This window comes from Streptomyces sp. NPDC002619 (assembly GCF_042889305.1).
Lineage (GTDB): Bacteria > Actinomycetota > Actinomycetes > Streptomycetales > Streptomycetaceae > Streptomyces.
The window spans coordinates 93494-118208 of sequence record NZ_JBIAQV010000021.1; the positions used below are offsets into that span (position 1 = coordinate 93494).

Here is a 24715-nt window from a genome sequence, read left to right on the forward strand (position 1 = left end):
ATTCCCAGGGATCCAGGGGAACTCAGGCCCGAACCCGCTCCCCGGGCGCCGAAGCGGTAGAGCCCCGCACCACCAGTTCCGGCATGAACACGAACTCACTGTGCGGCGCGGGCGTCCCGCCGATCTCCTCCAGCAGAGTCCGCACCGCGGCCTGCCCCATCGCCGGGACCGGCTTGCGGATCGTCGTCAGCGGCGGGTCCGTGAAGGCGATGAGCGGGGAGTCGTCGAAGCCCACCACGGAGACGTCCCGGGGCACCTCGAGACCCCGCTGCCGTGCGGCCCGTATCGCGCCCAGCGCCATCATGTCGCTGGCGCACACCACCGCGGTGCAGTCACGGTCGATGAGCGCGGCGGCCGCCGCCTGGCCGCCCTCCAGGGTGTACAGCGAGTGCTGCACCAGCTCCGTCTCGATGCGCCCCGCGTCCAGCCCCAACTGGTCCTGCACCGCCCGCACGAAGCCCTCGATCTTGCGCTGCACCGGCACGAAACGCTTCGGGCCGAGGGCGAGACCGATGCGGGTGTGTCCGAGCGAGATCAGATGCGTCACCGCCAGCGTCATCGCCGCCCGGTCGTCCGGCGAGATGAACGGCGCCTGCACCTTCGGCGAGAAACCGTCGACCAGCACGAACGGCACGCCCTGCGCCCGCAGTCGCTCGTAGCGCTGCATGTCGGCGGTGGTGTCCGCGTGCAGTCCGGAGACATAGATGATCCCGGCGACCCCGCGGTCCACCAGCATCTCGGTCAGCTCGTCCTCCGTCGACCCGCCCGGGGTCTGCGTGGCGAGCACCGGCGTGTAGCCCTGGCGGGTCAGGGCCTGCCCGATGACCTGCGCCAGGGCAGGGAATATCGGGTTCTCCAGCTCCGGGGTGATCAGGCCCACCAGGCCCTCGCTGCGCTGCCGCAGCCGTACCGGACGCTCGTAGCCGAGGACGTCCAGCGCGGCCAGCACGGACTGTCGGGTGGTGGCGGCTACGCCCGGCTTCCCGTTGAGGACGCGGCTGACGGTCGCTTCGCTCACCCCCGCCTGCGCTGCGATGTCGGCAAGCCGTGTGGTCACGCCACCGGACTGTACCGGCCGTACCCCGCCTTGCACACCGATGGGACGACGTGCGCGAGCGGTCCCACGGCCCGCCGCCGGTTGCTGCGTCATCGCGCTCCCTCGTCCTTCTGTTCGGTCTCGCACGGCAAGAGCTTGCAGAGTCTTGCACAAGACTCTGCGGCCCGCTGACGGGTCACGACAAGGTAACCACAGTGTCCTCTTGCACTTTTTTTCTGCAAGGTCTTTCGCAACGGTTGCATCGCTGTTACGTTCACGTCGCCCGGCGGCCGCAACGGCGCAGTCGGCAAGTCGCAGGGAGCGGACGGGACCGCTCCCCGCATCACACGGGCTTTAACCCTCAAGGAGAACTCATGCGGCGTGGCATAGCGGCCTCCGCGCTGGTGGCGTCCCTCGCCCTCACGGCGACGGCGTGCGGCGGGAGCGACAGCGACAGCAAGTCGGACGGCCCGGTCACCATCACCTGGTGGGACACCTCCAACGCCACCAATGAGGCGCCGACGTACCAGGCCTTGGTCAAGCAGTTCGAGGCCGCCAACAAGAACATCAAGGTCAAGTACGTCAACGTGCCCTTCGACCAGGCGCAGAACAAGTTCGACACGGCCGCCGGCTCCAAGGGTGCCCCGGACGTGCTGCGCTCCGAGGTCGGCTGGACCCCGGCCTTCGCGAAGAAGGGCTACTTCCTGCCGCTGGACGGCACCGCGGCCCTCGCGGACAAGGACAAGTTCCAGTCCAGCCTGATCCAGCAGGCCCAGTTCGACGGCAAGACCTATGGCGTGCCGCTGGTCACCGACACCCTCGCGCTGGTCTACAACAAGTCCCTCTTCGAGAAGGCCGGCATCAGCGAGGCGCCCAAGACCTGGGATGAGCTGAAGTCCGACGCCGCGAAGATCAAGGCCAAGACCGGCCAGGACGGCTACTGGGGCTCCACCCAGGCCTACTACGCGCAGTCCTTCCTCTACGGCGAGGGCACCGACACCGTCGACGCCTCCGCCAAGAAGATCACGATCACCTCGGACGCCGCGAAGAAGGCGTACGGCACCTGGCTGGGCCTGTACTCCGGCAAGGGCCTGCACAAGGCCGACACCACCGCCGACGCCTACGCCCACATCCAGGACGCGTTCGTCAACGGCAAGGTCGCCGCGATCATCCAGGGCCCCTGGGAGATCACGAACTTCTACAAGGGTTCCGCGTTCACGGACAAGTCCAACCTCGGCATCGCCACCGTCCCGGCCGGCTCCTCCGGCAAGGCGGGCGCCCCGACCGGCGGTCACAACCTCTCCGTGTACGCCGGTTCGGACAAGGCCCACCAGGACGCGGCCCTGAAGTTCGTCAACTTCATGACCTCGGCGAAGTCCCAGGAGACCATCGCCCTGAAGAACTCGACGCTGCCCACCCGTGACGACGCCTACACGGCCGAGGTCAAGGCGGACCCGGGCATCGCCGGCTACCAGGGTGTCCTGGCCGCCGCCCAGCCGCGCCCGGCGCTGCCCGAGTACAGCTCCCTGTGGGGCCCGCTGGACACCGAGCTGCCGAAGATCGCCGGTGGCAAGGAGTCCCTGGACAAGGGTCTGAGCAACGCCGAGCTGGCGATCGCCAAGCTGGTCCCGGACTTCAGCAAGTAAGCCCCGAGTGGCCGCCGGATCTCCCTGTAATCCGGGGGGAGGGATCCGGCGGCCACCGGCCTGTGCCCAGCCCAACCCCTGATCTTTTCTGAAGGTGTCGAACCATGACAGTCGCCATCGACCGCGCGACCGGCAAGCGCCGCGGTGACCGCGCGCCTCGGCCCGGGCTGGGGCAGCGCATCAAGAACGGCTACCAGAAGCACTGGTACGCGTACGCGATGATCGCGCCCGTCGCGATCGTGCTCGGCGTCCTCGTGCTGTACCCCCTGGTGTACGGCCTCTACCTCACGCTCACCGACGCCAACAGCCTCAACACGGCGCGGACGATCGGCGTCAACCACATCGACGCCACGTACAAGTTCATCGGGCTCGACAACTACAAGGACATCCTGTTCGGCCCGACGTCGTACGACAGGTTCTGGTCGCACTTCGTCTGGACGATCGTGTGGACCGCCCTGTGTGTCGCCCTCCACTACGCCATCGGCCTGGGTCTGGCCCTGCTGCTCAACCAGAAGCTGCGCGGCCGCACCTTCTACCGGCTGATCCTGATCCTGCCGTGGGCCGTGCCCACCTTCGTCACCGTGTTCGGCTGGCGGTTCATGCTCGCCGACGGCGGCATCATCAACTCCGCGCTCGAGGCGGTGCATCTGCCGACACCGCTGTGGCTGGAGGACACCTTCTGGCAGCGGTTCGCCGCGATCATGGTCAACACCTGGTGCGGTGTGCCGTTCATGATGGTCTCGCTGCTCGGTGGCCTGCAGTCCATCGACTCCACCCTGTACGAGGCCGCGGAGATGGACGGCGCGAACGCCTGGCAGCGCTTCAGGTATGTCACCCTGCCCGGTCTTAGGTCAGTCAGCTCCACCGTCGTACTGCTCGGCATCATCTGGACGTTCAACCAGTTCGCCGTGATCTTCCTGCTGTTCGGCAACACCGCCCCCGACGCGCAGATCCTCGTGACCTGGGCTTACTACCTGGGCTTCGGACAGCAGCCGCGCGACTTCGCCCAGTCGGCCGCCTACGGCATCCTGCTGCTGGCGATCCTGATCGTCTTCACCTCGTTCTACCGTCGCTGGCTGAACCGCAATGACCAGCAGCTCGCGATCTGAGGAAGGAGTTCCGATGAGTACCACCACGCCCCCCGAGATCACCGCCGACAAGCCGGTGACCCCCCAGGCACTCGCCGCACTGAACCGCGGCCCCGTGCGCCGCCGCGGCGAGCGCGGCCTCGTCGCCTCCCTCGCCTCCCACGGCATCCTGATCGTCGCGAGCCTCGTCGCGCTCTTCCCGATCGCCTGGCTGATCTTCCTGTCCCTTGGCCCGGACAAGGACGACTATCTGCACCCGGGCGGCATCTGGAAGAAGATGACGTTCGACAACTACTCGTTCGTCCTCCAGCACACGGGCTTCTTCGACTGGATGAAGAGCTCGCTGATCGTCTCCCTGGGCACCACGGTCATCGGCGTCCTCGTCGCCGCGACCACCGGCTACGCCGTCTCCCGTATGCGCTTCCCCGGCTACAAGAAGCTGATGTGGGTCCTGCTGGTCACCCAGATGTTCCCGATCGCCGTGCTCATCGTGCCGATGTACCAGATCCTCTCGGACCTGCAGCTCATCGACAGCTACCTCGGCCTGATCCTCGTCTACTGCTCGACCGCGGTGCCCTACAGCGCCTGGCTGCTCAAGGGCTACTTCGACACGATCCCCTTCGAGATCGACGAGGCGGGACGCGTCGACGGACTCAGCCCCTTCGGCACGTTCGCCCGGCTGATCCTGCCGTTGGCCAAGCCCGGACTCGCCGTCGCCGCGTTCTACAACTTCATCACCGCGTTCGGCGAGGTCGCCTTCGCCTCGACGTTCATGCTGGACGACAGCAAGTACACCTTCGCCGTGGGCCTGCAGAGCTTCGTCAGCGAGCACGACGCGCAGCGCAACCTGATGGCGGCGACCGCCGTGCTGGTCGCGATACCCGTCTCCGCGTTCTTCTACCTCGTGCAGAAGAACCTGGTGACCGGACTCACCGCCGGCGGCACGAAGGGCTGACGGCCGCCGCCGAACCCAAGCCCCCCACGATCCAACCTCCTTTACGTACCAAGGACGCCATGAGCCAGCACTCCGCCGACCCGGCCCCGAACACCGCCCTCGCCACCGTCGCGGGCCACCGCGACTGGTGGCGGGACGCGGTGATCTACCAGGTCTATCCGCGCAGCTTCGCCGACAGCAACGGCGACGGCATGGGCGACCTGGAGGGCGTGCGGTCCAGACTCCCGTATCTGCGCGACCTCGGCGTGGACGCCGTGTGGCTCAGCCCGTTCTACGCCTCGCCGCAGGCCGACGCGGGCTACGACGTGGCCGACTACCGTGCCGTGGACCCCATGTTCGGCAACCTCCTGGACGCCGACGCGCTGATCCGCGACGCCCACGAGCTGAGCCTGCGCATCATCGTCGACCTGGTCCCCAACCACTCCTCGGACCAGTACGAGTGGTTCAAGCGGGCGCTGGCGGAGGGCCCGGATTCTCCCCTCCGCGACCGCTACCACTTCCGCCCCGGCAAGGGCGAGCACGGTGAACTCCCGCCCAACGACTGGGAGTCCATCTTCGGCGGCCCGGCGTGGACGCGGGTCACCGAACCGGACGGCTCGGCCGGCGAGTGGTATCTGCACCTCTTCGCCCCGGAGCAGCCCGACTTCAACTGGGAACACCCAGCCGTCGGCGACGAGTTCCGCTCCATCCTGCGCTTCTGGCTGGACATGGGCGTGGACGGCTTCCGCATCGACGTGGCGCACGGGCTGGTCAAGGCCGAGGGCCTGCCGGACCTGGGCTCCCACGACCAGCTGAAGCTGCTGGGCAACGATGTCATGCCGTTCTTCGACCAGGACGGCGTGCACACCATCTACCGCCAGTGGCGCACCATCCTCGACGAGTATGCGGGTGAGCGAATCTTCGTCGCGGAGGCGTGGACCCCGACTGTCGAGCGCACCGCCAACTACGTGCGCCCCGACGAACTGCACCAGGCCTTCAACTTCCAGTACCTGAGCACGGAGTGGGACGCGGACGAACTCCGCGGGGTCATCGACCGCACCCTGGAGGCCATGCGCCCGGTCGGCGCCCCCGCCACCTGGGTGCTCTCCAACCACGACGTCACCCGCCACGCCACCCGCTTCGCCAACCCGCCCGGCCTCGGCACCCAGATCCGTACCTCCGGTGACCGCGAACTGGGCCTGCGTCGCGCCCGTGCCGCCACCCTGCTGATGCTGGCGCTGCCCGGTTCGGCGTACATCTACCAGGGTGAGGAGCTGGGTCTGCCGGACGTCGTCGACCTGCCCGACGGCGTCCGGCAGGACCCCGCCTACTTCCGGGGCGCAGGCCAGGACGGCTTCCGTGACGGCTGCCGGGTGCCGATCCCGTGGACGCGGGAGGGCTCGTCGTACGGCTTCGGCAGCGGCGGGAGCTGGCTGCCGCAGCCCCCGGCCTGGGCCGAGCTGAGCGTGGAGGCGCAGGACGGGGTGCCGGGCTCGACGCTTGAGCTGTACCGCTCGGCGCTCGCCGCCCGCCGGTCCCAGCCAGACCTCGGCGCCGGTGACGCGGTGGAGTGGCTGCGCGCCCCGGAGGGCGTCCTGGCTTTCCGGCGCGGGGAGTTCGTGTGCGTCGCCAACACGACGGGGGAGTCGGTGACGACCCCGGCGTACGGGCGCGTGCTGCTCACCAGCGGTGAGGTGACCGAGGCCGACGGGGAGACCAAGGTCCCGGCCGACACCACGGTGTGGTGGACCACGGCCTGACGGCCCCTGCGCAAGTTCTTGCATCAACTTCACGCGGCCCGCTGCCTTTTCAGGCGGCGGGCCTTTAATATCTGCGTCACCGCAAGGTAGTTGAAAGTTTTCAGCAAGAACCTTCAACTCGGTTCCGCCCCTTCAACGGAGAAGGACCCCCACATGGCACGCAGAACCCTCGCCGCGGCCCTCGCCCTCACGGCCGCCACATTTGTCATGGTCCCGACGGTCGCACAGGCCTCCCCGCCCGGCACCAAGGACGTCACCGCCGTCCTCTTCGAGTGGAAGTACGCCTCGGTGGCCCGCGAGTGCACCAACACCCTGGGCCCCGCCGGCTACGGCTACGTCCAGGTCAGCCCGCCCGCCGAGCACATACAGGGCTCGCAGTGGTGGACGTCGTACCAGCCGGTCAGCTACAAGATCGCCGGCCGCCTGGGCGACCGTACTGCGTTCCAGAACATGGTGAACACCTGCCACTCGGCCGGTGTGAAGGTCGTCGTCGACACCGTGATCAATCACATGTCGGCGGGCAGCGGCACCGGCACGGGCGGCTCGTCGTACACCAAGTACGACTACCCCGGCCTGTACTCCGTCTACGACTTCGACGACTGCACCGCCCAGGTCTCCAACTACCAGGACCGCTGGAACGTCCAACACTGCGAACTGGTCGGCCTCGCCGATCTCGACACCGGCGAGGAGTACGTCCGCAAGACCATCGCCGGCTATATGAACGACCTGCTCAGCCTGGGTGTGGACGGCTTCCGCATCGACGCGGCCAAGCACATCGACACCGCCGACCTCGCGAACATCAAGTCCCGGCTGACGAACCCGAACGCCTACTGGAAGCAGGAGGTCATCTACGGCGCGGGCGAGGCGGTCCAGCCCACCGAGTACACGGGCAACGGCGACGTCCAGGAGTTCCGCTACGCCTACGACCTCAAGAGGGTCTTCAACAACGAGCGCCTCGCCTACCTGAGCAACTTCGGTGAGGGCTGGGGCTATATGAGCAGCTCGGTGGCCGGTGTCTTCGTCGACAACCACGACACCGAGCGCAACGGCTCCACCCTCAACTACAAGGACGGCGCCAACTACACGCTGGCCAACGTCTTCATGCTGGCGTATCCGTACGGCGCCCCGGACATCAACTCCGGCTACGAGTGGTCGGACGCGGACGCGGGCCCGCCCAACGGCGGCACGGTGAACGCCTGCTGGCAGGACGGCTGGAAGTGCCAGCACGCCTGGCCCGAGATCAAGTCGATGGTCGCCTTCCGCAACGCGACCCGCGGCCAGTCGGTGACCAACTGGTGGGACAACGGCTACCAGGCCATCGCCTTCGGCCGGGGCGGCAAGGGCTATGTCGCCATCAACCACGAGTCCTTCTCGCTGAGCCGCACGTACCAGACGTCCCTGCCCGCGGGCACGTACTGCAACGTGCAGAACAACACGACGGTGACGGTCAATTCGAGCGGCCAGTTCACCGCGACCCTGGGCGCGAACACCGCCCTGGCGATCTACGCGGGCAAGTCCAGCTGCTGACCCGCACCTTCCGGTGCCCGACATGATTCAAGGGCGCCCGTGAAAACTCTTTCTCAGAGTTTCAAGACTATTGCTGTAAGCCTTTCGGCAGCGATACGGTCGCGCGGGCGCCCGGCACCGGAGCCGTGCCGCGGTGTGGGCCGAGCCCAAGAGAGCCGCAAGCGCAAGGAGTTCATGCCTGTGATACCGAGATGGCCGGCGCCCCGTACGCGCCGCACCCCACACGTCAGACGGGTCGCGGCCGTCGCCGTCGCCGCCCTCACCGCCGCCCTCGTGCAGCCGCTCGCCGCGACGGCGGCCACTCCGCCCGCGCCCCCGTCCACCGAGCAGCTGGCCGCCGCGCCCGCCCGGCACGACGACACCCGCGAACAGTTCTACTTCGTCATGCCGGACCGTTTCGCCAACGGCGACACGTCGAACGACCAGGGCGGGCTGACCGGTTCACGGCTGAGCACCGGGTACGACCCCACGGACAAGGGCTTCTACCAGGGCGGCGACCTCAAGGGCCTGACCAAGCGGCTCGACTACATCAAGGACCTGGGCACCACCGCCATCTGGATGGCGCCCATCTTCAAGAACCGCCCGGTGCAGGGCACGGGCAGCGACGCCTCGGCCGGCTACCACGGTTACTGGATCACCGACTTCACCCAGGTCGACCCGCACTTCGGCACCAACAAGGACCTGTCGACCCTCATCTCCAAGGCGCACGCCAAGGGCATGAAGGTCTTCTTCGACGTCATCACCAACCACACGGCCGACGTCGTCGACTACGAGGAGAAGTCCTATGACTATCTCTCCAAGGGCGCCTTCCCGTACCTGACCAAGGACGGCCGGCCCTTCGACGACGCCGACTACGCCGACGGCAGCCGGACGTTCCCGTCCGTGGACGCCGACTCCTTCCCGCGCACCCCGAAGGTCACGAGCGACAGCAAGGTCCCGGCCTGGCTCAACGACCCGACGATGTACCACAACCGGGGCGACTCCACGTACGCCGGTGAGTCCACCACCTACGGCGACTTCTCCGGCCTCGACGACCTGTGGACCGAGCGTCCCGAGGTCGTCAGCGGCATGGAGAAGATCTATGAGCGCTGGGTACGGGACTTCGGCGTCGACGGGTTCCGCATCGACACCGTCAAGCACGTGAACATGGAGTTCTGGACGCAGTGGGCGACCGCGCTGGACGCCTACGCCGCCGCGCACGGCCGTAAGAACTTCTTCATGTTCGGCGAGGTCTACTCCGCCGACACGTCGATCACGTCCCCGTATGTCACCCAGGGTCGCCTCGACGCCACCCTCGACTTCCCCTTCCAGGACGCGGCCCGCGCCTACGCCTCCCAGGGCGGCAGCGCGCAGCGGCTGGCATCGGTCTTCGGCGACGACTACAAGTACACGACCGACAAGGCCAACGCCTACGAGCAGGTCACCTTCCTCGGCAACCACGACATGGGCCGCATCGGGTACTTCCTCAAGCAGGACAACCCGAACGCGAGCGACGCCGAGATCCTGCGCAGGGACAAGCTGGCCAACGAGCTGATGTTCCTCAGCCGCGGCAACCCGGTCGTCTACTACGGCGACGAGCAGGGCTTCACCGGCTCCGGCGGCGACAAGGACGCCCGCCAGACGATGTTCGCGTCCAAGGTCGCCGACTACCTCGACGACGACGAGATCGGCACCGACCGCACCCACGCGAACGACGCCTACGACACGAGCGCACCGCTCTACAAGGACATCGCCGCCCTCTCCAAGCTCCGCAAGGCCAACCCGGCCCTGACGGACGGCGTCCAGACCGAGCGCTACGCGGCCGACGGCGCCGGGATCTACGCCTTCACCCGTACGGACGCGAAGACGGGCGCCGAGTACGTCGTCGCCTTCAACAACGCGGACACCGAGAAGTCCGCCACCTTCGCGACCGGCTCGGCGGGCATGTCGTACCGGGGTGTCTACGGCACGGACGCCACCGCGACGACCGGCGCCGACCGCAAGCTCACCGTGACCGTCCCGGCCGGTTCCGCCGTCGTCCTCAAGGCGGTCGGCGCACTCGCCGAGCCCGCCACCGAGCCGACCATCACGCTCAAGGCCCCGGCCAGCGGAGCCACCGGGACCGTCGAACTGTCAGCTGACGTCGACGGAGGACAGCTCAACCGGGTCGTCTTCGCCGCCCAGGTCGGCAACGGCAAGTGGCGCACCCTCGGCTCCGCCGACCACGCGCCGTACAAGGTCACCCAGGCCATCGGCAAGGACGTACCGTCCGGCACCGCCCTGCGCTACAAGGCCGTCGTGATCGACTCGGCCGGACGCACCGCGAGCGCCAGCGCCGCGAGCATCACCGGCACCCCGCCCGCGCCCGAGGTCCCCACGGCCTCCTCCCGGGACTACGCGATCGTCCACTACAAGCGCACCGACGGCGACTATGCGAACTGGGGCCTGTACGCCTGGGGCGACCTCGCCGACGGCGAGTCCACGACCTGGCCGAACAGCCACCCCTTCGTCGGCCGCGACGCCTACGGCGCCTTCGCCTACGTCAAGCTCAAGCCGGGCGCGTCGAACGTCGGGTTCCTGGTCATCGACAAGGACGGCAACAAGGACGTCTCCGCCGACCGGTCCATCGACGTCACCAAGACCGGTGAGGTCTGGGTCGAGCAGGGCAAGCCGGACGTACTCACGCAGCGGCCCGACTACCCGGCGCAGGACAGGACCAAGGCGGTCATCCACTACCACCGCGCCGACGGGAACTACGACGGCTGGGGCCTGCACGTCTGGACGGGCGCCGCGAACCCCACCGACTGGTCGAACCCCCTGAAGCCGGTGAAGACTGATGCCTATGGCGCGGTCTTCGAGGTACCGCTCACCGAGGGTGCCGGCAGCCTCAGCTACATCATCCACAAGGGCGACGAGAAGGACCTCGCTTCCGACCAGTCCCTGGACCTCAAGGCCAACGGCTACGAGGTGTGGCTGTTGAACGGCCAGGAGAAGTACCTGCTTCCGCAGCCCGCAGGCAGCGCGGCCGCCCTCGACCTGACCACCTCCAAGGCGATCTGGATCGACCGCGACACCCTCGCCTGGAACGGCGTCGAAGGCGCTGCCTCCACCCAGCTGCTCGCCTCCCACGACGGCTCGATCGCCGTCAAGGACGGGACGCTGACCAGCGACGACGAGCGGTGGATCCGCCTCACGAAGTCCACGCTCACCGACGCCCAGAAGGCCAAGTTCCCGCACCTGAAGGACTACACCGCCTGGTCCGTCGACCCACGCGACCGCGACCGGGTGCGTGAGGCACTGCGCGGCCAGCTCGTGGCCTCCCAGCGCGCGGCCAACGGTGCCGTGCTGGCCGCGACCGGCGTACAGATCGCCGGCGTGCTCGACGATCTGTACCCCGGCGCGACGAAGGCGGACCTCGGGCCGGTCTTCCACGACGGGAAGCCGACCCTCGCCGTGTGGGCGCCGACCGCGCAGAGCGTGGCGCTCGACCTCGACGGAACCCTTCGGGCGATGCACCGCGACGGCACCACCGGCGTCTGGTCCGTCACCGGCCCCGCGTCCTGGAAGAACAAGCCCTACCGGTACGTCGTGAAGGTCTGGGCGCCCAGCGTCCGCAAGCTCGTCACCAACGAGGTCACCGACCCCTACTCGGTCGCGCTCACCGCGAACTCCGAGCGCAGCCTGGTCGTCGACCTGAACGACAGGTCCCTTGCCCCGGGCGGCTGGTCGACCCTGGCCAAGCCCAAGGCCGTACCGCTGAAGGACGCCCAGATCCAGGAACTGCACATCCGGGACTTCTCCGTCGCGGACAAGACGGTCCCGGCGAAGGACCAGGGCAGCTATCTCGCCTTCACGGACAAGGACAGCGACGGCTCGAAGCACCTGCGGGAGCTCGCCAAGTCGGGGACGTCGTACGTCCATCTGCTGCCCGCCTTCGACATTGCGACCATCCCCGAGAAGAAGGCGGACCAGTCGAGCCCCGACTGTGACCTCGCCTCCTACGCCGCCGACTCCGAGAAGCAGCAGGAGTGCGTGGCGAAGGCCGCCGCCAGGGACGCCTACAACTGGGGCTACGACCCGTACCACTACACGGTTCCCGAGGGTTCCTACGCCACCGACCCGGACGGCACCGCGCGCACGGTCCAGTTCCGGCAGATGGTCAAGTCGCTGAACGAGGACGGCCTCAGGGTCGTCATGGACGTCGTCTACAACCACACGGCGGCCGGCGGACAGGCGGACACCAGCGTCCTCGACCAGGTCGTGCCGGGCTATTACCAGCGGCTCCTCGCCGACGGCAGCGTGGCCAACAGCACCTGCTGCGCCAACACCGCGACCGAGAACGCCATGATGGGCAAGCTCGTCGTGGACTCGATCGTCACCTGGGCCAAGGAGTACAAGGTCGACGGGTTCCGCTTCGACCTCATGGGCCACCACCCGAAGGCCAACATCCTCGCCGTGCGCAAGGCCCTCGACGCGCTGACCCTCGAGAAGGACGGCGTCGACGGCAAGAAGATCATTCTGTACGGCGAGGGCTGGAACTTCGGCGAGGTCGCGAACGACGCGCGCTTCGTGCAGGCCACGCAGCAGAACATGGCCGGCACCGGCATCGCCACCTTCTCCGACCGGGCCCGGGACGCGGTGCGCGGCGGCGGTCCCTTCGACTCGGACCCGGGCGTGCAGGGCTTCGCGTCGGGGCTCTACACCGATCCCAACTCATCGACCAGCAACGGCACTTCGGCCGAGCAGAAGGCCCGCCTCCTGCACTACCAGGACCTGATCAAGGTCGGCCTGACCGGCAACCTGGCGAAGTACCACTTCACCGATGACGACGGCAAGGAGGTCACCGGCGCCGAGGTCGACTACAACGGCTCGCCCGCCGGCTACGCGGACGCGCCCGGCGACGCCCTCGCGTATGTCGACGCGCACGACAACGAGTCGCTGTTCGACGCCCTCACCTACAAGCTGCCCGCCGGGACGAGTGCGCCCGACCGGGCCCGGATGCAGGTGCTGGCGATGGCCACGGCCGCCCTCTCGCAGGGCCCGGCCCTGTCCCAGGCGGGCACCGACCTGCTGCGCTCCAAGTCCCTGGACCGCAACTCGTTCGACAGTGGCGACTGGTTCAACGCCATCCACTGGAACTGCGCGGACGGCAACGGCTTCGGCCGGGGTCTGCCGATGGCGGCCGACAACGAGTCCAAGTGGCCATACGCGAAGCCTCTGCTGGGCTCGGTGAGCGTCGGGTGCCCGCAGATCACGGGGACGTCGGCGGCGTACCAGGACCTGCTGCGGATTCGCACGACAGAGCAGGCGTTCTCTCTCGGTACGGCCGTGCAGGTGCAGGACCAGATGTCCTTCCCGCTGTCCGGCAAGGACGAGACGCCGGGTGTGATCACCATGAAGCTCGGTGACCTGGTCGTGGTCTTCAACGCCACCCCGCAGGAGCAGGAGCAGCGGATCGGCGCCCTCGCCGGGACCTCGTACCGGCTGCACCCGGTGCAGGCCGACGGCGCGGACGCGGTGGTGAAGACCTCCTCGTACGCGGCCGGATCGGGCACGTTCAGCGTCCCGGCGCGGACCGTGGCGGTGTTCACGCGGGCCGCGAACTAGGGTGAGGCCGTTGCCGTAGAACAGGAGTGCTCATGCCCCAGATCACCATCGACCGGTCACCGGCGCTCGATCACGTCGACTGGAGCGAGCTCGCGGTCGCACTGCACCCGGTGGTCGTCGAGAAGGCGTCCGCGCGGCTCGAAGCGTGCAAGACGAGGGTCGTGCGGACCGAGGACGAGGTCGTGGGGGCGGACGCGGACGGGCCGGCGATCGTTCATGTCACGATCGCCCTGCTCGCCGGACGGACCACCGAGGCCAAGGCGGAACTCGCCGAGGCCGTGGTGGAGCTGCTGAGCAAGCGCATCGAGCCGGCCGACGGGGTCACGCTGCACCTGTCGGCCGAGGTGCGCGACCTCGACCCGTCCTACCGCAAGGCGGTCTAGGGCGCCAGGGAGATGAGTCGGCCGACGAGTTCCGCGAAGGTGCCGTCGGCCGGTTCGTCCCTGACCATCCCGCGCAGGAGCGCGGCCATCTCCTCGTCGTGGGCGGCGCTGACCGCCGTGAGCGCCGCGAGGTCTTGCACGAGCTGGACCTCCAGCTCGGCGCGCGGGATGCGGCGGCCGTCCAGCCAGATCAGCGCGGTCGACTCGGCGAGCGAGATCCAGGAGCGGACGACGAGTTCCAGGCGCGGCGGGGGATCGGAGATCTCCAGATGCGAGAGGATCTGCTCGTACGCGGACTGCCGAACCGAGTTGATGAGCGCGTTCGTCGTCGAGGAGCCCACCGCCGGGCCGCCGCGCATCAACGCCGAGAAGCCGGGCCCGTGTTCCTCCACGAAGTCGAAGAACCGGCGCATCACACGCAGCAGTCGGGCGCCCACCGGACCGTCGTGCGGCTCCGCGAACCGGCCCGCCAGATCCTCCGCCGCTCGCTTCAACGCGGCCTCGTACAAGCTGAGTTTGCCGGGGAAGTAGTGGTAGACCAGCGGGCGCGAGATGCCCGCGGTCGCCGCTATCTCGTCGATCGACACCTCGTCGGGCGAGCGGCGGCTGAACAGTTCGAGGGCGACGCCGATCAACTGTTGCCGTCGTTCGTCGACTCCCATTCTGCGGCGAACCCCGGTACTCATGCGAACACCCTACCGATCGATTCCGGCCCCGAACGGACCGGATCGACGGGCGTGTTCACATGGATTCGTCACATGTCCAGCACAAGACGTTCACTTCGGGACCGCGAGACGCAGATCAGCATCGAGTCGGACCGCTCGGAGTCGGTCAGCAGCTCGTCCCGGTGGTCCACATCGCCCTCCAGCACCCGCTGTTGACAGGTCCCGCAGAACCCCTGCTCGCAGGAGTACGCCGTGGACGGGAACTCCGCCCGCACGGCCGCGAGCACGCTGGAGTCGGCCGGCACGGTCAACGTCCGTCCGCTGCTTCGCAGTTCGACCTCGAACTCCGTGTCGCCACCGGCCGACTTGCGCGGCGCGAACCGCTCCAGGTGCAGCGTGGCGCTCACCGGCACCCGCTCCTCCACCGTCGTCATCAGCCCTTCCGGACCACAGCAGTAGACGGCGGTGCCCTCGGCCAGGTCCGCCAACAGCCCGTCCAGGTCCGGCCGTCCGTCCTCGTCCTCCGCGACGACGGTGAGCCGCCCGTCCCCGGCCAGCTTCTCGACCTCCTCCAGGAACGGCATCGACACCCGCGTCCGACCGCCGTACAGCAGCCGCCACTCGGCGCCCTCCGGCAGCGCCCGCAGCATCGGCAGCACCGGGGTGATCCCGATCCCACCGGCGACGAACACATACGCCGGCGCGTCGACGAGCGGGAACCGGTTGCGCGGCCCCCGCACCTCCAGCTCCATGCCCTCGGTCACCTGCTCGTGCACCTCGCGCGAACCGCCCCGGCCGTCCTCGACCAGCCGCGTCGCGACCGTGTACGACGAGGTGTCCTCCGGGTCCCCGCACAGCGAGTACTGCCGCACCAGCCCGGACGGCAGCACCAGGTCGAGATGCGCGCCCGGCTCCCAGCGCGGCAGGTCGTGTCCCTCCAGACGCAGTCGTACGACGCCGTCGGCCACCGTCTCGTGCGAGGTGACCAGCAGCCGGAGCGCCCGCGACCGCGGCCGTCCGGAGACCGGCGGGTCCAGGGACGGCATCGGCCACAGCGGCGAGCCCTCGATACGACGCCGCAGCGCGCGCCGGGCGAGCAGCGCGGCACCCGCGAGGACGACGACGGTCCGGAGCTTCGGCATCATGCGGCACCCTTCTCGGCGGCGACGGCGGCGACGGCGGCGACAGCTGCGGGGGAGGACGCGAGATAGGCGACGGCCTGCTCGGTGGAGCCCTCCTGCGAGGGGTGGTAACTCCGGCTCAGATAGCGGGGGATGGACTTGAGCATGTCGCCGGTCGCGGGCAGCGTGCCGCGCCTGCCGCCGGCGTAGAAGTCCTTGAAACTCGCCTTGCCGTCGGCGAGCGTGGGGTCGTTCTCCATGAAGAAACGCGCCCCGCGCTGCCACAGGAACACCAGCGCGGAGAAGGCCAGCGCCCAGGTGCGCACCCGGCGCCGGTAGCTCCCGTCGACGTGCATGAACAGGTCGAAGGCGACGGACCGGTGCTCGACCTCCTCGGCGCCGTGCCAGCGCAGCAGGTCCAGCATGGTCGGATCGGCCCCGCGCCGGTCCAGCTCCTGGGCGCTCAGCACCCAGTCGCCGAGGAACGCGGTGTAGTGCTCGATGGCCGCGATGAGCGCCACCCGCTCCAGGAGCCACCACCTGCGGGCCTTGCCCGGGGGCAGCGTGCGGTCGCCGAGCAGCTTCTCGAAGAACCAGTCGACCTGCGCGGTGTACGGCGTCGGGTCGAGCCCCTGCTCCTTCAGATGGGGCAGCACCTCGTCGTGGGCCTGGGAGTGCATCGCCTCCTGCCCGATGAACCCGATGACGTCCTCGCGCAGCCGGTCGTCCCTGATGAGCGGCAGCGCCTGCTTGTAGACGTGCACGAACCAGCGTTCACCGGCGGGCAGGAGCATATGGAGCACGTTGATGGTGTGCGTGGCGAACGGATCGCCGGGCACCCAGTGCAGTGGGGTGTCCTCCCACGAGAAGGACACCTTGCGGGCCTTGAGAGCGATGCGCTCGGACTCCGGCGGCCGGGCCTGCGTGTTAGACATGGCGTCAATGTACTGACGGGTAAGTCCGGGGGAAACCCCCGTGCGCGGACTTGTTGACGCCAGTGTCAACGACTGGTGGGTCCGGTCAGCGCAGCCCGCTCAGCGACGTCAGTGCAGCCCGCTCAGCGACGACCCGTCCTCCAGCGTGCCCGTCAGCTGGGCCTGTGCCCCCTGCTTGGCCCGTACGGTGAGCCGACTGCCCCGGGCGTCGGCGGTGACCCCGCCGGTCGTGCGGACCGACGCGGTGTCCCTGCCGCCCGCGGCCAGCAGGTACCAGGACCCGGAGCCGGACTTCCACAGCACCCCGGCCAGCACGTGCGGGTCACGAGGACCGCACGCCGGCACACCGGCACCCTTCGCCGCGACCGCCCCGTACGGCCCGCCCGGCGTGTGGAACTGGGCCAGCGCCAGCGACCCTTCGCCCCGCCAGGTCTCGGCCCGGGTGCACACCCAGGATGCCGTGCCGCCCGCCTCGGGCAGCTGCTGGTCGGCGTACGCCCAGGCGTTGACACTGCTCACGCCCGCCGCGCGTGACGCCGACAGCGAGCAGGCGTACGGCGCCCAGGTGCGCAGCGCCGCGTCCCCGGACGCCTCGTGGACCTGGCCGGGCCGGCCGGTGGTGAGGTGCGCGGGGACCAGTTCGCCGAGGTCCGTGGACAGCCCGGTGCCGGACGGGCCGGTCAGCTGCAGGACGTTCCACGACGTGCACGTCCCGGGCCGCAGCGCCGGGCTGTCCAGCGGGGCGGTGACCCCGTAGGTCAGGTCGAGGTCCATCGCGCCCGCACCGGGCTTCAGCAGGTCCCGCTCGGCCGCCTTCGTCACCCAGGGCGCGGTCAGATAGCGGACGTTGCCGTCGGAGCGGCCCAGCACGAGCGCGCTCGCCGCGGCACCGGTCGCGCCGTCGACGCGCGCGAAGTCCAGCGCCGCACCCTCGTCGCCGTTCTTCGGCTCGGCGTAGCGGGCGATGCGCAGACCGTCGTACAGGATCACCACGCGCGCCCTGTCGACCTCGCCCGCGTACAGCAGCTGGGGCGGTCCGGCCGGGCCGCCGGTCTGGGTGCCGGGGGTCGCCGAGACGCGCACCGACCCACCGGGGCGGGCCCACACGGCGAGGGCGCGGCGCAGCAGCGCGGAGTCGCCGGTGAGGGCGCCGCGGGCGGGCCACACGGAGAAGTCGGTGCGGGCGGCGGACTTCCACGCGGTGGGCGCCACCCGGACCAGCCGGCCCGGATCCAGGGCGGCTTCGGCCGCCGGGTTCTTCGCGTACGCGGGAGCCGCGGCGCCGTCCGGGCCCCAGCCGCCGTCCGGCAGCGCGATCAGCACCCCGCACACCGCGAGCGCGGCGGCCGCGGCGAGTGCCGCCCGGGTGTGCTGCCTGCGCCGCAACAGATCGGTGGGCCGGGCCTGCAGCGAGCACGGGTCGAACTCGGGGGAGCCGAGCAGCGCGTACTGCGCGGGCACGCCGTTCGCCTCCGCCAGCGCGGCGTCCGGGTCCTCGGCGCCGGCGGCCGTCAGCACCCGCTGCACGTCGCCGTCCGGGAGCCGCTCCAGACCTCGCAGCACGTACGCCGCACGGGCCGCGCCGGTGAGGGCCGCGAGGCGCTGGTCCAGGGCGAGTTCGTCGGCGCCGCCCGAGCGCGGGAACAGCTTGAGGCCCCACACCTGGGGGAGCAGCGGCGGCAGCTGCGCGCGCTTGGGCCACGCGTTCCACGACAGCGGGAGCTCCGCCTCCAGGGCCGTACGCACGACCTGGAGCCGGACGAACGCGTACCCCGGGTCGCCGTCGCGGCCCGACGACTGGGCCGGGATCACGGGCGTCTGCCGGCGGCCCCGGGGCAGGGCCCGCTGGACGAGGGCGTGCGCGGTCAGGACGCGGCGACTGCGGCCGAGGCCCGGCGGCAGCACCAGATAGGCGAGCCGGACCAGCCGCGGATAGTGCTCGACGAGCGCGGCCTCGGCCTGCTCGACATCGACCACCGGGCTGGAGTGGGCGGGCGTGTGTCGCTGGGCTACATCCTGTGACTGCACATCCGGGAGAACGAGCGACTCCTTGGTTGGTCACCCGAGCGCGGGTGACTCAGTCCTCGGGATCGACCAGCAGCCGCGCGTAGTTGGCCATCGAGCGCTGGTAGCGCGGCAGATGGGGGGCCAGGGCGCCGAGGACCAGGGACAGGCCCTCGCGGTCGCGGCCGAGGCTGGACAGACACAGGGCGAGACAGGCGCGCACGGCGTCGTCCAACTCATCGGACGGCGCGTCCAGTTCCGGGGTGAGCAGCTTGACGCCCTCCTCCGCGTGCCCGGTGTTCCGCAGCGAGCTGGAGAGCTGGATCTTGGCTCGGCGGCCCTTGTAGCCGTCCAGGCCGCGCGCCAGGGCCTCCCGGTACAGCGGCACCGCCCGGTCCGAGTGCCCGGTCGAGTCCCAGGCACAGGCCCGCTCGAAGGGGCCCAGCGGGCTGTCCTCGGGCAGCTCGGCCACAAGCGCGTCGATGACGGCACGGAAGTCGGCGGCACCCGCAGCGGAGCTGCTATTTGATGCAGTGTCCGGATAGTCGTCGAGGGTCGCCCAGGCGGCGGTCACACGGTCTTCCCAGTCGCGGTTCACCGGCTCACCCTCGCACACGTCTGCCTGCTGGGGCGGCGAATTTGAGCGCGGTGGCCGTGCGGGCCGTATCGAAGGGCGGGCCCCGCGCCGGGGCCTCGTGCGGCATGCTGTCCGCCCACAGGACCGGAGGAACAGATGAGGTTGAGAAGCGCGCTGCTCGGCGCGGCCGCACTGGCGCTGGCGGGCTGCGGCTCCGGGAACGGCGCGCAGGCCGTGCCGCCCACCGCCACCGGAAGCCTGGAGAGCCTGGCCGCCGAGGTGAAGTGCGAGCCGGACATCCAGACCGACGCCGACGAACTCCGCCAGGCCATCTGCAAGAACCCCGACGGCAAGTTCGTCCTCGCCACCTTCGCCACCGACCGCGGCCAGCGCGAGTGGATCAACGATGCGAAGGACTACGGCGGTTACTACCTCGTGGGCCGCAAGTGGGTGGCCGTCGGTGACGACGGCGTCGTCAAGGCGCTGCGCGGCACGCTCGGCGGCGACCTGGAGACCGGGGCCGACCACCACGCCCACGGCGGCTGACCAGAGCGCCGGGCGGGCGCGGGCACAAGAAAAGCGGGCGGTGGGAGATTCCCACCGCCCGCTTTCCTGGGGGGGTGTGACTAGCAGCGCTGGCCCCGGTTGACACAGCTGGCGATCTTGTTCGCCAGGCCGCCGGTCGTGACCGCGATGAAGTCGTCGTGGTCGGTGATCGGCTTGTGCAGCTGCTCCGGGAAGCCGTCCACCGCGTAGGCGTTCTTCACCACGCCGTTCTGGATGCTCGGCCGCGGCACGTTGTACACCAGGCGCATCGTCAGCTGCGGGATCGCCTTGAACCCGTTCTGGCAGTTGCCACCCGCGTCGGCGAAGGCCACGTGCGTGCGGTGGTTGGCGCTGTCGATGTTCGTCCCGTCCCAGCAGCTCTGGAACGCGAACGAGCGGACCACCTGGCTGCCCCGCGGGCAGATCGGGTACTTGTCCGTCAGCTGGACCTTGTTCTCGAACCCGGTGCAGCTCCAGTGCGCGTTGGCGTTCGCGGTGCCGTTGACGAAGGCCTTGGCGTCACCGGTGATGATGCGCAGGAACTGCGGCATCGCGACGACCTTGCTGGTCGGGGAGCCGACGTACTTGATCTGGGCCTGCGACGGGACGGCGATCCGCCCGACGTTGCCCTCCTTGCCGCCGCCGTCCGCGTTCTGGTCGAAGTCCTGCGTGCCGTCCTGAACACGGACCACCGGCCAGTAGTACGCCGACAGGTCGTTCTTGTTCTGGCAGCTGGTTCCGCCCTGCAGGAACGTGTCGTTGCTGGAGAACGCGTTGACCTTCTGGTTGCCGACGTAGTCGTGCAGGTGGTGCGCGCCGTTGGTCACGCCCGGCGCCACGATCACGTTGTCGGTGTTGTGGTTCTTGTTGGCGTTGACACCGCACCGGGTGGTGAACGAGCCCGTCGAGGCGCTGCCGGTGCGGCGCGGCTTGGCAGCGACGTTCGCCTGGACCGTCGTGATGTCGACGAAGTCGGCCGCCGCCGGACCGTTGCCGGCCTGGCCGCCGTTGTTCGCCTGCTGACCACCGCCGTTCTGACCGCCGCCGGCACTGGCGCTCGCGCTGGGAGCAGGGCTCGCGGTGTTGCCGCCGGTGTTCTGCCCGCCGCCCGCGTTGGTCTGTCCGGCGCTGCTGCCGGTGCAGGCGGCCAGGGTCTCCAGACCGGCGGGCGAGGTGCCGCCGACGCGGGTGATCTCCAGCTTGATGCGGTCGATGATCACCGCCCGGCGTTCCTTCAGCGGCTGGAGGATGGAGTTCTGGACGAAACTCGCGTCCCTGGCCTGCGCGTCCCGGGTGGTCGCCAGCCGCTGGTAGGCCTCGGTGATCTGGCCGTCCAGGTTGGCCAGTTCACCGTCGACGTCGGCGCGAGCCTGGTCCGGCACGTTCGTCAGCTTCTGGCCGATGTCCGGGCAGGAGATCGTCGCCACCTGTGTGCCCGCGGCCTTCGTGTAGTTCTGCGCCGAGTCCGACTCGTGCGCAGAGGCATAGAAGTTCGCCCAGATCAGCCCGCCCCCACCGAGCGCTAGGGCCGCCGATGCGGCAATGGCCTTGGTAGCCAGCGGCGTACGGCGTTTTCGTGTGTTGCGTCCCATCGGTCTCCTAGCGAGAGCACCACCAGGTTCGGCTGGTGGGGTAGTCGCGTCCCTGTCGTGTGGTAATTCCCGTTTGTCCCACACGGGATCGGTTCGGGCTGGACCGCAACCTTCGGGTTGGAAGCCCCCCTCTGCGGGAGGGGGAGCGGAGTCACGGAACTCCTCTGACTTCGCTGGGGCACGCCGCAATGGCACCCCACCGAAGTGAAGCGGCGCCCTCTCATACGGACGCCGACGCAGAGGTGTTCAGCCGGCACACGGACTTCTGTCGGCTTCGCATGCGGTACCGCGCCGCAACTTCCTCTTCAGTACCGGAAGTTGTGGCGCACCGCGAACCGTCAGCGGCCCTGGTCGAGGTAGGCCAGCACCGCCAGGACGCGCCGATTGTCGTCGTCCGACACCTCGAGTCCCAGTTTGGCGAAGATGTTGGAGGTGTGTTTGGCGATCGCCCGTTCCGTGACGACGAGTTGCGTGGCGATCGCCGCATTCGACCGGCCCTGTGCCATCAGCTCCAGCACCTCCAGCTCGCGCGGTGTCAGCCGGCCGAGCGGCTGGTCGTCGGCGGCCCGCCGGGACAGCAGTTGCTGGATCACCTGCGGATCCATCGCCGTACCGCCCGCCGCCACCCGTCGTACGGCGTCCACGAACTGCTCCGCGTCGAACACCCGGTCCTTCAGCAGATAGCCCACTCCGCCGCTGCCGTCGGCCAGCAACTCCCGTGCGTACAGCTGCTCCACGTGCTGGGACAGGACCAGCACCGGCAGCCCCGGCCGGTCCCGGCGGGCCCCCAGCGCGCACTGCAGGCCCTCGTCGGTGTGCGTCGGGGGCAGCCGTACGTCCACCACGGCGACGTCCGGCTCCAACTCGGCCAGGGCACGTGCGAGTTCGGGTCCGGTCTCGACGGCCGCCGCGATCTCGAAGTCGTAGGCCTCCAGCATCCGGACCAGTCCGTCGCGCAGCAGGAACAGGTCTTCGGCTAGGACAACGCGCACGGAAGCTCCATGGTCACCATGGTGGGACCGCCCGCGGGGCTGCTGACGGCCAGGACACCGTCGAATGTACCCAGTCGCCGCTCGACTCCGGCCAGCCCGGAACCGGCTCCGATCGCTGCGCCGCCCCGGCCGTTGTCGGTGACGGTGGCCCGCAGCATCCCGTCGGCGTGGTGCAGGTCGACCCAGATCCGGTCGGCGCCCGAGTGCTTGACCGCGTTGGTGAGCACCTCGCTCACCGCGAAGTACGCGGCCGACTCGACGGGCGCCTTCGCGCGGCCGGACAGCTCCACGGTCACCTCCGTGGTCACCGGCAGCCGCAGCGCCAACGCCCTCACGGCGTCGCCGAGTCCGCGCTCCGCCAGCACCGGCGGATGGATGCCGCGCACCAGGTCGCGCAGCTCGGCCAGGGCGTCGACGGAGTTGCGGCGGGCCTGGGCGATCAACTCCCTCGCCTGCGCCGGGTCCTTGTCCACGAGCATCTCGATGGTGCCGAGGTCCATGCCCATGGCGACCAGCCTGGCCTGCGCCCCGTCGTGCAGGTCCCGTTCGATGCGGCGCAGTTCGGCCGCGGAGGTGTCGACGGCGTCGCGCCGCGTCTCGGTCAACACACGTACGCGTTCGGCCAGTTCGCCCTGATCGGGGACCAGTATGGCCCGGGTGAGTTGGAAGTGGACGGGCAGCAGGCGCGGGGTGACGTGGTAGGCGACCACGAGCAGTACGGCGCCCAGGGCCGCGGCGGCGAGCGCGGTCGGCTGTCCGGTGACCGGCACGAAGCCGTACCAGTAGGTCCTGCCGTCCGAGAGCGCCCGCCAGAGTCCGGCCGCCACCACGAACCCCTCGAAGGGGTAGAAGAGCAGGGCGGCCGGGAGCAGCGCCGTGACGAAGCCTGCCGTCATGTCCACCGGCAGCCACAGCACGTCCCGCCAGGTCTGCGGATCGCGGAGCATGCCGAAGGTGCGCGCCCAGGGGTTGGCGTCCGGCGGTATCGGCCGGTAGGCCGAGGGGATCCGGATCCCGGACCACTCGGCCGCCAGCCTGCGCCGCGTGTCCGCGAACCGCCGCACCGCGCCCAGGACCGACGGGGTCGTGACGATGCCGATGCCGATCGGAATCAGCCCGATGGACACCACGGTCAGGGTGAAGCACACGATCGCCACCGGAAGCATCGCCACCGCCAGCGAGAGTCCCTGCACGGCGGCCAGCACCGCGGCCCATGCCTTCGTACGTACGTCGCCGCTCTTCGTCCCGGTGTTCATGGCCCCAGTCTGGCCGAGCCGCACGTGCCGGTCACTGGCCCGAAGTCCCATGTCAGGGGGTGGTGCCAGGTACACCCCCGGACAGTCCCAGCACCCTTGCCTCCACCTTCGGGTCGAGCCCCTTGCCCGTGCGGTCCGGCCGCAGGGGCGCGGTGCCCCCGATGTCCCGCAGCCAGGCCCAGGTGTCGGCGACGGTCTCCTCGACGGGACGGCAGGTCAGCCCCGTGGCCAGCGCCCGCGAGACGTCCGCGGTGTGCAGGGCGTCGTACAGGTCGCTGTCCGGCGGCACCCACACGGGCAGTTCGGTCCACGGCTGGATGCCGGCGCCGAGGACGACGTCCGGCGCGGTCCAGCGCAGTTCGGCCGGGCCGCCAGTGGTCTTCACGCACGCCTCCAGGAAGGCGCTCGTCGTGGTGTGCCCGGGCGGCGAGACGAGGTCGTACGGCCCGTCGAGCCCTCGCTCCACCGCCCCGAGGATCCATTCGGCGAGGTCGCGCACGTCGATGTACTGCAGGCGCAGGTCACGCGGTCCCGGCGCGAGCACCGGTCCGCCGCGCGCGACGCGGTTCAGCCACCAGGGCAGCCGGCCCACGTTCTCGTACGGCCCGAGGATCAGCCCGGCCCGCACCAGCAGCGAGCGGTCCGCGCCGAAGGCCTCGACGGCGGCCAGCTCACCGCCCCGCTTGTCGAGCGCGTACTCGGTCTGATCGGCGTCCGCCGAGGCGCCCTCGACCAGCGCCCGGTCGTCGGCCGGCGGAAAGGCGTACACCGACCGGCTCGACACATACACGTACCGCCCGGCGCGGCCCCGCAGCAGCCGCGCCGTCTCCCGCACGGCGCGGGGCGCGGCCGACCAGGTGTCGACCACGGCGTCCCACGGGCCGCCGTCGGCGAGCGCGGCGAGCCCGTCCGGGACGGTGCGATCGCCGTGCAACGACCGTACCCCGGCCGGGGGTTGGTGGCGGCCCCGGTGGAAGACGGTCACCTCCCAGCCGCGCCGCAGCGCCGACTCCGCGACGGCCCGCCCCACGAACTCCGTACCGCCCAGCATCAGAAGTCTCATGCTG

Annotated in this window: 18 protein-coding genes; 8 read left to right on the top strand and 10 right to left on the bottom strand. The window is 69.8% G+C overall.

What is annotated here, in order from left to right; translation table 11 throughout:
* Positions 1-22: 22 nt before the first annotated feature.
* Entirely contained in the window at positions 23-1057 is a 1035-nt protein-coding gene (locus ACFYXB_RS28225; RefSeq protein WP_389587079.1) for a LacI family DNA-binding transcriptional regulator, read from the bottom strand.
* 353 nt (positions 1058-1410) lie between these two features.
* On the opposite strand from ACFYXB_RS28225, the gene ACFYXB_RS28230 reads away from it, so the two are divergent.
* The 7 genes from ACFYXB_RS28230 to ACFYXB_RS28260 all read left to right on the top strand — a co-directional run bounded on the left by ACFYXB_RS28230 (position 1411) and on the right by ACFYXB_RS28260 (position 13960).
* Complete coding sequence (locus tag ACFYXB_RS28230; protein ID WP_351359332.1) at positions 1411-2682, top strand: extracellular solute-binding protein; 1272 nt, start codon at positions 1411-1413, stop codon at positions 2680-2682.
* Between the two features lie 104 nt (positions 2683-2786).
* The gene (locus ACFYXB_RS28235; RefSeq protein ID WP_351359329.1) at positions 2787-3791 is read left to right on the top strand and encodes a sugar ABC transporter permease; all 1005 of its coding nucleotides are present in this window, start codon (positions 2787-2789) and stop codon (positions 3789-3791) included.
* A 13-nt stretch (positions 3792-3804) separates the two neighbouring features.
* Complete coding sequence (locus ACFYXB_RS28240) at positions 3805-4725, top strand: carbohydrate ABC transporter permease (RefSeq protein WP_351359326.1); 921 nt, start codon at positions 3805-3807, stop codon at positions 4723-4725.
* 59 nt (positions 4726-4784) lie between these two features.
* Positions 4785-6464 carry a glycoside hydrolase family 13 protein gene (locus tag ACFYXB_RS28245; protein ID WP_351359323.1) on the top strand — a complete coding sequence of 560 codons (1680 nt, stop codon included), beginning with the start codon at positions 4785-4787 and terminating at the stop codon, positions 6462-6464.
* Positions 6465-6617: 153 nt separating this feature from the next.
* Positions 6618-7991, top strand: coding sequence for an alpha-amylase family protein (locus ACFYXB_RS28250; RefSeq protein ID WP_389587082.1), 1374 nt, complete (start codon positions 6618-6620; stop codon positions 7989-7991).
* A 174-nt stretch (positions 7992-8165) separates the two neighbouring features.
* On the top strand, positions 8166-13577 hold the full coding sequence (pulA, locus tag ACFYXB_RS28255) for a pullulanase-type alpha-1,6-glucosidase (RefSeq protein WP_389587084.1): 5412 nt from the start codon (positions 8166-8168) through the stop codon (positions 13575-13577).
* A gap of 32 nt (positions 13578-13609) precedes the next feature.
* Positions 13610-13960, top strand: coding sequence for a 5-carboxymethyl-2-hydroxymuconate Delta-isomerase (locus ACFYXB_RS28260; RefSeq protein WP_388503800.1), 351 nt, complete (start codon positions 13610-13612; stop codon positions 13958-13960).
* On the opposite strand, the gene ACFYXB_RS28265 is transcribed toward ACFYXB_RS28260, so the two are convergent.
* From ACFYXB_RS28265 to ACFYXB_RS28285, 5 genes are all read right to left on the bottom strand, one after another.
* Positions 13957-14646 (bottom strand): TetR/AcrR family transcriptional regulator, encoded by a 690-nt coding sequence (locus tag ACFYXB_RS28265; RefSeq protein WP_351359312.1) that lies wholly within the window; start codon positions 14644-14646, stop codon positions 13957-13959. The two genes, ACFYXB_RS28260 and ACFYXB_RS28265, sit on opposite strands and share 4 nt — an antisense overlap.
* 68 nt (positions 14647-14714) lie before the next feature.
* Entirely contained in the window at positions 14715-15767 is a 1053-nt protein-coding gene (locus tag ACFYXB_RS28270) for a PDR/VanB family oxidoreductase (RefSeq protein WP_389587133.1), read from the bottom strand.
* Positions 15767-16681: a metal-dependent hydrolase gene (locus tag ACFYXB_RS28275; RefSeq protein WP_389587087.1), complete on the bottom strand. Its 915-nt coding sequence runs from the start codon at positions 16679-16681 to the stop codon at positions 15767-15769. The genes ACFYXB_RS28270 and ACFYXB_RS28275 overlap by 1 nt, the downstream gene beginning before the upstream one ends.
* Before the next feature lie 108 nt (positions 16682-16789).
* Positions 16790-18709: a hypothetical protein gene (locus tag ACFYXB_RS28280; protein ID WP_389587089.1), complete on the bottom strand. Its 1920-nt coding sequence runs from the start codon at positions 18707-18709 to the stop codon at positions 16790-16792.
* A gap of 49 nt (positions 18710-18758) precedes the next feature.
* Positions 18759-19283 (bottom strand): tetratricopeptide repeat protein, encoded by a 525-nt coding sequence (locus ACFYXB_RS28285; protein ID WP_389587091.1) that lies wholly within the window; start codon positions 19281-19283, stop codon positions 18759-18761.
* Between the two features lie 135 nt (positions 19284-19418).
* Here ACFYXB_RS28285 and ACFYXB_RS28290 point away from each other — a divergent pair, with 135 nt between their 5' ends.
* Entirely contained in the window at positions 19419-19808 is a 390-nt protein-coding gene (locus tag ACFYXB_RS28290) for a hypothetical protein (protein ID WP_389587093.1), read from the top strand.
* Positions 19809-19888: 80 nt separating this feature from the next.
* On the opposite strand, the gene ACFYXB_RS28295 is transcribed toward ACFYXB_RS28290, so the two are convergent.
* From ACFYXB_RS28295 to ACFYXB_RS28310, 4 genes are all read right to left on the bottom strand, one after another.
* Positions 19889-21400 (bottom strand): DUF1996 domain-containing protein, encoded by a 1512-nt coding sequence (locus tag ACFYXB_RS28295; protein ID WP_389587094.1) that lies wholly within the window; start codon positions 21398-21400, stop codon positions 19889-19891.
* A 338-nt stretch (positions 21401-21738) separates the two neighbouring features.
* On the bottom strand, positions 21739-22392 hold the full coding sequence (locus ACFYXB_RS28300; RefSeq protein WP_388508833.1) for a LuxR C-terminal-related transcriptional regulator: 654 nt from the start codon (positions 22390-22392) through the stop codon (positions 21739-21741).
* Positions 22377-23648 carry a sensor histidine kinase gene (locus tag ACFYXB_RS28305; protein WP_389587096.1) on the bottom strand — a complete coding sequence of 424 codons (1272 nt, stop codon included), beginning with the start codon at positions 23646-23648 and terminating at the stop codon, positions 22377-22379. The genes ACFYXB_RS28300 and ACFYXB_RS28305 overlap by 16 nt, the downstream gene beginning before the upstream one ends.
* Positions 23649-23700: 52 nt before the next feature.
* Entirely contained in the window at positions 23701-24711 is a 1011-nt protein-coding gene (locus ACFYXB_RS28310) for an NAD-dependent epimerase/dehydratase family protein (protein WP_389587098.1), read from the bottom strand.
* Positions 24712-24715 lie beyond the last annotated feature (4 nt).